The following is a 9,676-nucleotide window of genomic DNA, read 5'->3' as shown; positions in this document are numbered from 1 at the left end:
GGCCAAAATCAGCCACGAAGAGACGATTTTGGGCTGAAAATTGGAAAATTGAGCCACAGGACGTCGATAAAGGACGGTTTGGGGCGTCATATCGGGAGCTGCGGACCACTTAATCGCAACTTCCTTAGGTTGAGCGACGGTGACAGGCTCCGGCGGCTGGTAGTTATCGATATGGCTGGCAACGCCCAGCAAAATGACCGACACCCCAAGGACAATCCATCCCGCTAATTCAATGATTCGATTAATAATTGACGTCATGATGTGTAATTGTACTTTATCCATAAAGACAGGGCGCAAATGTTACAGCGACGTTTCCCTGACGGCAAGGGCTTTGGGAACGGTTCCCTTAAACAAAATCAGTAGGTTAATACTATGTAACAAAAACAATCCGTATAACCTGCTATTTTACGTCATACGGCACATTATTAATCCGTGCTAATGCCAGACTAGCCAGTGTGAAATAAGAACGACTTAAAAGAGGATGACACTATGAGTGATAATATCCGCGTTGGGCTTATTGGTTACGGGTACGCGAGCAAAACGTTTCATGCGCCTCTGATTGCCGGGACGCCGGGGATGGCGCTGGCGGTGGTATCCAGCAGCGACGCTGCTAAAGTCCATGCAGACTGGCCTTCTGTGCCGGTTGTCTCCGAGCCAAAACATCTTTTCAACGATCCAAACATTGATTTAATCGTCATTCCCACGCCGAACGATACCCACTTTCCGCTGGCAAAGGCCGCGCTGGAAGCCGGGAAGCATGTGGTTGTCGATAAGCCCTTTACCGTGACACTGTCACAGGCTCGCGAGCTGGATGCGCTGGCAAAGAGTCTGGGCAGGCTGCTGTCGGTGTTCCATAACCGCCGCTGGGACAGTGATTTTCTGACGGTAAAACGGCTTCTCAGTGAAGGTACGTTAGGGGAGATCCTCTTTTTTGAGTCGCACTTTGACCGCTTTCGCCCGCAGGTACGAAACCGCTGGCGCGAGCAGGCCGGTCCTGGCAGCGGTATCTGGTATGATTTAGCCCCGCATCTGCTGGATCAGGCCGTCAATCTCTTTGGCCTGCCGGTGAGCATGACGGTCGATCTGGCCCAGCTCAGGCCCGGTGCGCAGACGACCGATTACTTCCACGCGGTGCTCAGTTACCCGCAGCGGCGAATTGTGCTGCACGGGACGATGGTCGCGGCGGCAGAATCTGCCCGTTACATTATTCACGGCACGCGCGGCAGCTACGTGAAGTTTGGTCTCGATCCGCAGGAAGACAGGCTGAAAAACGGTGAGCGTCTGCCGCAGGAAGACTGGGGCTATGATATGCGCGACGGCGTCGTCACGCGGGTGGAAGGCGACGAGCTGGTCGAAGAGACCTTGCTGACGATACCGGGTAACTATCCGGCGTATTATGCCGCTATCCGCGATGCGCTGAACGGCACGGGAGAGAATCCGGTTCCGGCCAGCCAGGCGATACAGATTATGGAGCTGATTGAGCTGGGGATCGAATCTGCCAAACATCGCGCGACGCTCTGTCTGGCATAAGTTTTTGACGTTGTTGTAGGCCGGGTAAGGCGTAGCCGCCACCCGGCAAAGGGGGTTAAGCGGTTGCCACCTTATCCCGCAGCGCCTGCTTCTCTGCAGGCGTCAGGAAGGCGATCTCCAGCCCGTTGATCTGCGCCTGACGGATCTGCTCGCGGCTCAGACCCGCCTGCGGTGCGGCGATGTTGTACTCGTGAATGATATCCACGCCCTGAACCGCCGGATCGTCCGTATTCAGCGAGGCCAGCACGCCGTGTTCAAGGAACGTTTTCAGCGGGTGCTGCGACAGCGATGCTACGGTGCTGGTCTGAATGTTAGACGTCAGGCACGACTCAATCCCGATACGCTGCTCCGCCAGGAAATCCATCAGGGCGCGGTCTTCTACCGCCTTCACGCCGTGACCGATACGTTCGGCGCCCAGCTCGCGGATGGCCTGCCAGATGCTTTCCGGGCCAGCCGCTTCACCCGCGTGCACGGTAATGTGCCAGCCGGCATCGCGCGCGCGGTTGAAGTGGGAGAGGAACAGGCTGCCCGGGAAGCCCAGCTCGTCACCGGCGAGATCGACGGCGGTGATGGCATCGCGATGGGCCAGCAGCGCTTCCAGTTCCTGCAGGCAGGCGGCTTCACCGAAGGTACGGCTCATGATGCCGATCAGGCGAGCCTGGACGTCGAAGGTTTTACACCCTTCGCGGACGCCTTCAATGACGGCTTCCACGACGCCTGCAACGGGCAGGTTGTGGGTCATCGCCATGTAGCCCGGCGAGAAGCGCAGCTCGACGTAGTGCAGGCCGTTGCGGGCGGCATCTTCGATGTTCTCAAACGCCACGCGGCGGCAGGCATCCAGCGACGCCAGCATCTTCACGCCCCAGTCGAGTTTGCTCAGGAAGCTGACCAGGTCCGGTTCATTAGAGGTCACCTGTACGTGAGGGATCAGGGACTCAAGGGTCTGAGCAGGAAGCGTTAAATTGAACTGGCGGCCAAGATCGAGGATGGTTTGGGCACGAATGTTACCGTCAAGGTGACGATGAATATCAGTTAAAGGCAGGCGTGTATCAATCATGGTCGCACTCTTTTCTGGTTAAAGTGCGCCATATTATAAAAACAAAACGGGGTAAAAAGCTATTTGCGCAAGGGAATATTCCGTTGCGCAAATTGATTATAGAAGCGTATTAATGCCAGCAACCAGGCGTTGAACCCCTTGCTCCAGCTTGCTGCGCGGGCAGCCCGCATTGAGGCGTACGAAGCCATTTCCCTCTTTTCCATAGGTATATCCCGGCATGATGGCGACCTTTTGCTGCTCAATCAGTACTTTTTGCAGCGCCCGATCGTCAATATTCAGCGGACGCAGATCGATCCAGGCCAGATAGGTCGCTTCCGGCGGCTGCCAGTTGAGTTTCGGAAAAGCGCGGTTTACTTCCTGAGCGATATACAACAGATTCTCTTCCAGATAACCCCGCAGGGCATCCAGCCACGGCCCCCCTTGCTGATAGGCGGCGATATGCGCCGTTAGCGCCAGCACGGAAGGGGAAGAGAGCCCGTCCCGACCTTTTAACGCGCTGAGATAGCCGTTACGGCTCTCTTCATCGCCGATCAGGCCATAAGCCCCCGTCAGCGCCGGAATGTTAAAGCTTTTCGAGCCGGAGGTCAGAAGCGCCCATTTGCTCCGCGCCACTGCGGTCCACGGCGTGTGACGATGTTCTCCCCACACCATGTCCATATGGATTTCATCGCTGATAACCGCCACGTCATAGCGCTCGCAGAGTTCCGCCATCTGCGTCAATTCATCCCGCGTCCAGACCTTGCCGGTCGGATTCTGCGGGCTGCACAGCAGCAAAATTTTGTTTTCCGGTTTCGCCAGCGCCGCTTCGAGGGCTGCCATATTGCCCTGCCAGCCAGCGGCCTGTTTTTCCATTTCAACCGCCACAACACGACGCCCGTTACCCTCTATGGCTTTGTAAAAGGCATCGTATGCCGGGGTGTGAACCACCACGCCGTCGTCGGGTTTTGACCAGAGGCGAATCAGTTCCGAGACCATGTAGATGACGGAGGGGCCATAAACCACGCTTTCGGTATCAATTCGGGTGTTAAAGCGCTGCTGGAACCAGTGTGCGACGGCGGCGAGAAACTCGTCGTTTTTCCAGCGGCTATAGCCAAACACGCCGTGATGAATGCGCTGTTGCAGCGCGTCGGTTATGCAGGGGGCGGTGGCGAAATCCATATCCGAGATGGTGAAGGGCAGCAGATCCGCCGCGCCAAAGCGGTCGGCGACATAGTCCCACTGCGTACACCAGGTGCCGTGTCGATCCACGACGGTTGAGAAATCAAACATGCTTTAATCCTTAACGTAAAACCCCCTCATGGTGAGGGGGCGGAGGCATCAGGCTTCTACTGTTCGCATCAGGGTCGCCAGCTCATCTTTCACTGACTGTACCTGTGGGCCGATAACCACCTGCAAATTGTGCTGGTTTAACTGTACCACGCCGATGGCCCGGTTGGCCTTGAGGGCGTTGGTATCCACTTTTGACATATCCGCCACCGACAAACGCAGGCGGGTAATGCAGTTATCCAGCGAGGTGATGTTATCCGCACCGCCCAGCGCCGCCAGAATGGCAGGGGTGTTATAGCCGGATTTGCCCACGGTACCGGCAACCGCCTGTTCAACGCTGGTGGCCGTATCAATATCGCGTCCTGGCGTTTTCAGGTTAAAGCGGGTGATGGCGAAGCGGAAGATCCCGTAGTACACCGCAAACCAGATTGCCGCCACGACAGGGACCAGATACCACTTAGTCGACAGGCCGTGCAGGATCCCGAACACCACGAAGTCGATCACGTTGCCGTCAGTGTTGCCGATGGTGACGCCCAGCACCGCCATCACGGTGAAGCCCAGACCGGTCAGCACCGCGTGAATCAGATACAGCACCGGCGCGACGAACAGGAACAGGAACTCGATAGGCTCGGTGGTACCGCCCACGACGCAGGCGATCACGCCGGAAATCAGCAGGCCTTTAATTTTATGACGGTTTTCCGGGCGCGCGCAGTGGTACATTGCCAGCGCAGCACCCGGCAGGCCGCCGAGGAAGGCAGGCATTTTACCCTGAGACAGGAAGCGGGTTGCGCTTTCGGAGAAGCCGTGTGTTGTCGGGCAGCTCAGCTGCGCCTGGAAGATAGTCAGCGCGCCGCTCACGTCGTGACCGCACACCTCCATGGTGCCGCCCGCTTCGGTGAAGCGAATCAGGGCCACCAGGATATGCTGCAGGCCAAACGGCAGCAGCAGACGCTCGCCGGTGCCGAAAATCATCGGACCAAAATCTCCCGCACCGTTAATGATGCGGCCAATGCCGTTGATGCCCAGCGCAAAGACCGGCCAAATCAGCGGAATAATCAGACCAAACAGACCCATAACGACCAGGGTCACGATCGGGACAAAGCGGGTGCCGCCGAAGAAGGCCAGGGCATCCGGCAGGCGGATATTGTGGAAGCGCTCGTGCAGCATCCAGATAATTACCCCGGCGATCACCGCCCCGAGGATCCCGGTGTCGATGGACTGAATACCAATCACGCTCTGAATGTTGTTGGCCTTCAGAACGGCGGCGTCGGTGGTCGGCAGTATGCCTTTTGCGGTCAGCCAGAAGTTAACCGCCAGGTTCATCACCGCGTAGCCCACAAAACCGGCAAACGCCGCGACGCCTTTGTTCTCGCGGGCCAGGCCCAGCGGGATTGCAATACAGAACATCACGGGCAGGAAACTGAAGGCAAAGGAGCCGACTTTACTCATCCAGATAAAGATCGCCTGCAGCACGGGCGCGCCGAGGAAGGGGATCAGCGTGATGACGTCTTTACTGCTGAGCGAACTGCCGATCCCGAGCATGATCCCGCAGAACGAGAGAAGCGCCACGGGCAGCATAAAGGTTTTACCCAGTTGCTGGAAAAATTCCCACAGCGATATTTTTTGTGCTGCTTTCGCCGTCATAAAACGACTCCTTTATTGTTAAAATCAGTTTGTCTGCTTCAATGCTGCGAGAAGATAAAACGTTTTATCAAAGTTTAGTGCGCGCTAAATCACATTCTCAGGCTTTGACTGGTAGTATAAAGATAACGTATTGATAAAACGTTTTACCGATCTCATTTTTCAGGGAGTCACGCCAACACATGGCTGTAGCGAAAAAAGTCACCATCAACGACGTCGCGCTGGCGGCGGGGGTTTCCGTCAGCACCGTTTCTCTGGTACTGAGCGGAAAAGGACGCATCTCTCCCGCGACCGGTCAGCGGGTGAACGAGGCGGTTGAGCAGTTGGGCTTTGTGCGAAACCGCCAGGCGTCGGCGCTGCGCGGCGGGCAAAGCGGGGTGATTGGCCTGATTGTCCGTGACCTGACGTCACCTTTCTATGCGGAGCTGACCGCCGGCTTAACCGAAGCGCTTGAAGCGCAGGGGCGGATGGTCTTTCTGCTTCACGGCGGTCGCGAGGCCGATCAGCTGCTTTCCCGGCTCGACATGCTGCTGAATCAGGGTGTGGACGGGGTGATCGTCGCCGGGGCGTCGGGCGTGGGCAGCGAGCTGTGCGAGCGCGCCGCTGAAAAAGGCGTGCCGCTGGTGTTTGCTTCACGCGCCAGCTACCTCGATGAAGCCGATACGCTGCGCCCGGATAACATGCAGGCTGCGCAAATGCTGACCGAGCATCTTATTCGTCGCGGCCATCAGCGCATTGCCTGGCTGGGCGGCAAAAGCTCGTCCCTGACCCGCGCCGAACGGGTCGGCGGCTACTGCGCGACGCTGATTAAATACGGCCTGCCGTTCCACAGCGAGTGGGTTGTTGAGTGTGAGTCCAGCCAGAAGATGGCGGCGGAAGCGATAGGCGCGCTGCTGCGAAGCAGTCCGACCATCAGCGCCGTCATTTGCTATAACGATGTGATCGCCATGGGCGCCTGGTTTGGCCTGATCCGCGCCGGGCGTCAGAGCGGTGAAGGGGGCGTTGAAACCTTCTTCGGCCACCAGGTGGCGCTGGGGGCGTTCGCCGACGTCGGTGAAAACGCGCTCGACGATGTGCCGATCGTCTGGGCCACGACCCCTGCGCGGGAGATGGGCTACACCCTGGCGGACAGGATCATGCAGCGCATCGACAATACGGACGTTCAGGCCGGGCACCAGATTGTGGCGGCGCGCCTGGTGCCGGTGAAATAATCTCCGCTGCACATCGCCCGGCGGCGCTGCGCTTGCGCGGGCCTGCAGCGGCCCGGAATCGTAGGCCGGGTAAGCGTCAGCGCCACCCGGCAATAAAAAACCCCTCATGCGAGGGGTTTTGACGTTTACTGCTGCGGTGCCGCCGGTTCGGCTGGCGCTGCCGGTTCAGCCGGTTCCGGCATCCCCAGAGCAGGCATGCCAAACATGCCGACAAAATCCTCCAGCGGCATTTTGTCGCCGTTGAGCGTGACCTGGCCGTTGGCGTACTGCAGGCTGGTGGAAATCGTGTTGTTGTCCACCTTCGTGATGCGGAACATCTGGCCCATGGCCGCCAGACCTTTCACCTGCTGGTTCGCCAGCTTGCCGGCATCTTCATCGCCGTAGCCTTCCAGCTTCGCAATCTGGGTCATAAACTCGGTCGCCATATCCATCGGGATGGTCAGCTTGCTGTCGAGCGACTTCACGCTGCGATCCACTTCCTGCGCCAGCGTCTGCGGTTCACCCGTGGCGGTGGCCGGATCCTTCAGGAACAGCGACAGGTTAAAGCTGGTTTCGCCTTTGCTGTTTTTCCAGCTCAGCGGCGCAACGGTGACCACCGGCTCGCCTTTCAGCAGGATCGGCAGGTTGTTGAACAGCACCGCCATCGCCTGCTGCTGGTAGACTTCCGGGTTCTGCTGCAGCGCGGCATCGGTCAGCAGCGCCTGGCTCTCTTTGCTGTATTTCTGGCTAAATTCGTGCCACGCCTGGCCGTCGATATTGCCGATCTTCAGCGACAGTTTGCCGGTGCCCAGATCCTGATTCTGCACTTTCAGGCTCTTCAGCGTGTAATCCAGCTGGGTATTGATGCTCTTACCGTCTTTGGACACGTCGGATTTGCCGTTAACGTCCATGCCTTCCAGCACGGCCATCTCTTTGCCTTCAACCGCAATGGCAACTTTATCGAGAGACAGTTTCTGATCGCCGATACGCTCTTTAAAATCGGTCATGCGGCTGTTGCCGTCGGCCTTCAGGTTGTTGAAGGTGAGCTGAACTTTTTGATTGTATTCGTTCACGGCGTTGACCAGGCCACTTTCCGCTTCACCCGTCAGGGAGAACACGTTCCCGTCGCGGTCCGCGTCAAGTTTGAAGTGACCACCGCTAAAGGCGACTTTCTCATTCTCTTTCTCGTAGTTCAGCGCTTTCAGGGCAATATCAGAACTCGTGTCACCGGCATAGCTGATGCGGGTGTCGATCTCGAAAGGTGAGGTATTTTTTGCCAGGTCGAACAGCGGTTTGGTGACGTCGTTATTCACCAGGACCGTGTGAACGGACGCCATTGACGGGATCAGGTTAAACGACTTTAGCTGCGCCAGCGGGAATGGACCGTGGCTGACCACTTCATCCAGCACCACGCTCTGACCCGGTTTCAGCCAGCCGTTTTCCGTACCGGCAACTGGCTTCACCACAACCTGCATACGGCTGGTAAACACGCCGCGCTCATAATTCTGGTAGCTCAGCTCAAGGCCCGCTTCCGGCGCGCTGCGCTTAATCTCTCCGTTAGCCTGCGCCACCATCTCAGCCAGGCGTCCTTCCAGCTGTTTCCCGGTAAACCAGGAGGCACCCGTCCAGACCACGCCTAACGCTACAATCACTCCTACCGCTACGACCGATTTTTTCATTGCGACTATCCCTAAAATGAAACCAGGCGGTAAAAACCGCCTGGAGATATTAAGCCTGCAACTAGCTTAGCAAGAGTTGTTAAAAAATTCAGTAAGTGCTTAAAGCTTATTGAAAACGCGCGCCAGTCGACCGGTGCCGCTTACGCTAACCGGAGACTCATTGGCTGCAACGAATGCTGACTCACCGGGCTTAAGCACCAGATGCTGTTCGCCTTTGTGCAGCGTCGCTTCGCCTTCCACGCAGAACAGGATCGCCGCACTTTCCTGTGCGATGGTCGTTTCTGTCTGGCTCAGGTCGTGCAGGGAGAAAGCAAAATCCTCAACCGGAATCGGGAAGTCCAGCTCTGCGCCGTTTTTCACCGGCTGAGTCAGCAGCTCCGCGGCAGGTTTCGCCACGAACTTGACGTTGGCAACCAGCTCGGGGATGTCGATGTATTTCGGCGTCAGGCCCGCGCGCAGCACGTTGTCAGAGTTGGCCATCACCTCCAGCGCCACGCCCTGCAGATAGGCGTGCGGGGTTTCCGCGAACAGGAACATTGCTTCACCCGGATTCAGCTTCACCACGTTCAGCAGCAGAGGGGAGAACAGGCCGCTGTCGTCCGGATAGAACTGCGCAATAAGACGGATGGTCTCCCACGGTTCACCTTGCTGGCTGTCCAGGGCGGCTTTCAGCACCGCCAGGGCGTGGGATTTCTCTTCACCCTGCATGTTCAGCAGGCTGGCAAACAGCTGGCTTAGCGCCTCAGCGTTCGGGTTTTCAAGGAAATGCGCGATAGCGTTATTGGCACCCGCGACCGGCTGCAGCAGGGAGATAATCTCTGAAAATTCGCGGAACGCGTTCATCGCCAGGAACGGCGTCAGCGCGAACACCAGCTCCGGCTTGTGGTTAGGATCTTTGTAGTTACGCTCGGGGGCGTCTAACGGAATACCTGCCGCATTCTCTTTCGCAAAGCCGATTTCAGACGCTTGCTTGTTCGGGTGAACCTGGATGGAGAGCGGCTGGTCTGCGCACAGCACTTTAAACAGGAACGGCAGTTCGCCAAAGCGCTGAGCCACCTTGTCGCCCAGCAGCGCGGCTTTATCGCCGTCAATCACGTCGCGCAGGCTGCGTGCCTGGCCGCTGGCGTCTTCAATTTTTGAGCTGCTCTTCGGGTGCGCCCCCATCCACAGTTCTGCCATCGGCAGGTTGTTTGGGTTCGCGATACCGTAGAGATCCGTTAACGCAGTTTTACTTCCCCAGGCGTAGTTTTGCACTGAGTTAATGAGTTTTTGCATTATCAAGCCCTGATTCAAATGTGGAATAAACTCCGGGT

The 9,676-nt window shown here is 57.5% G+C and carries 7 protein-coding genes and 1 pseudogene; 2 read left to right on the top strand and 6 right to left on the bottom strand.

Annotated elements, in window-relative coordinates; all coding sequences use genetic code 11:
- Positions 1–123: 123 nt before the first annotated feature.
- Positions 124–246, bottom strand: a pseudogene (gene blr / locus ACOTXT_RS07595) (division septum protein Blr); the annotation flags it as partial.
- A gap of 243 nt (positions 247–489) precedes the next feature.
- On the opposite strand from blr, the gene ACOTXT_RS07590 reads away from it, so the two are divergent.
- Entirely contained in the window at positions 490–1,530 is a 1,041-nt protein-coding gene (locus ACOTXT_RS07590) for an oxidoreductase (protein ID WP_063930069.1), read from the top strand.
- Positions 1,531–1,585: 55 nt separating this feature from the next.
- Here ACOTXT_RS07590 and add read toward each other — a convergent pair whose 3' ends face one another.
- The 3 genes from add to malX all read right to left on the bottom strand — a co-directional run bounded on the left by add (position 1,586) and on the right by malX (position 5,497).
- Positions 1,586–2,587 carry an adenosine deaminase gene (gene add, locus ACOTXT_RS07585; protein ID WP_023343982.1) on the bottom strand — a complete coding sequence of 334 codons (1,002 nt, stop codon included), beginning with the start codon at positions 2,585–2,587 and terminating at the stop codon, positions 1,586–1,588.
- A gap of 96 nt (positions 2,588–2,683) precedes the next feature.
- Complete coding sequence (locus ACOTXT_RS07580) at positions 2,684–3,856, bottom strand: MalY/PatB family protein (protein WP_055321179.1); 1,173 nt, start codon at positions 3,854–3,856, stop codon at positions 2,684–2,686.
- Between the two features lie 48 nt (positions 3,857–3,904).
- Entirely contained in the window at positions 3,905–5,497 is a 1,593-nt protein-coding gene (gene malX / locus ACOTXT_RS07575; protein WP_025911550.1) for a maltose/glucose-specific PTS transporter subunit IIBC, read from the bottom strand.
- Between the two features lie 179 nt (positions 5,498–5,676).
- Between malX and ACOTXT_RS07570 the strand changes: the two genes are divergently transcribed.
- Positions 5,677–6,705: a Mal regulon transcriptional regulator MalI gene (locus ACOTXT_RS07570; protein ID WP_023327288.1), complete on the top strand. Its 1,029-nt coding sequence runs from the start codon at positions 5,677–5,679 to the stop codon at positions 6,703–6,705.
- Between the two features lie 125 nt (positions 6,706–6,830).
- Here ACOTXT_RS07570 and ACOTXT_RS07565 read toward each other — a convergent pair whose 3' ends face one another.
- Positions 6,831–8,363: a YdgA family protein gene (locus tag ACOTXT_RS07565; RefSeq protein WP_023327289.1), complete on the bottom strand. Its 1,533-nt coding sequence runs from the start codon at positions 8,361–8,363 to the stop codon at positions 6,831–6,833.
- A 99-nt stretch (positions 8,364–8,462) separates the two neighbouring features.
- Positions 8,463–9,638, bottom strand: a complete 1,176-nt coding sequence (gene manA, locus ACOTXT_RS07560; RefSeq protein ID WP_333163807.1) for a mannose-6-phosphate isomerase — start codon at positions 9,636–9,638, stop codon at positions 8,463–8,465.
- Between the last annotated feature and the right edge of the window lie 38 nt (positions 9,639–9,676).

This window comes from Enterobacter cloacae complex sp. IR5422 (genome assembly GCF_049238165.1).
In the GTDB taxonomy this organism is placed as follows: Bacteria; Pseudomonadota; Gammaproteobacteria; order Enterobacterales; family Enterobacteriaceae; genus Enterobacter; species Enterobacter roggenkampii.
Note: the sequence above shows the minus strand (reverse complement) of the source record. Positions and strands in the feature narration are given on the sequence as shown.

Coding starts and splice junctions, on each gene's coding strand:
- manA (WP_333163807.1), bottom strand. CDS start 9,638: ATGCAAAAACTCATTAACTCAGTGCAAAACTACGCCTGGGGAAGTAAA.
- ACOTXT_RS07580 (WP_055321179.1), bottom strand. CDS start 3,856: ATGTTTGATTTCTCAACCGTCGTGGATCGACACGGCACCTGGTGTACG.
- ACOTXT_RS07590 (WP_063930069.1), top strand. CDS start 490: ATGAGTGATAATATCCGCGTTGGGCTTATTGGTTACGGGTACGCGAGC.
- ACOTXT_RS07570 (WP_023327288.1), top strand. CDS start 5,677: ATGGCTGTAGCGAAAAAAGTCACCATCAACGACGTCGCGCTGGCGGCG.
- malX (WP_025911550.1), bottom strand. CDS start 5,497: ATGACGGCGAAAGCAGCACAAAAAATATCGCTGTGGGAATTTTTCCAG.
- ACOTXT_RS07565 (WP_023327289.1), bottom strand. CDS start 8,363: ATGAAAAAATCGGTCGTAGCGGTAGGAGTGATTGTAGCGTTAGGCGTG.
- add (WP_023343982.1), bottom strand. CDS start 2,587: ATGATTGATACACGCCTGCCTTTAACTGATATTCATCGTCACCTTGAC.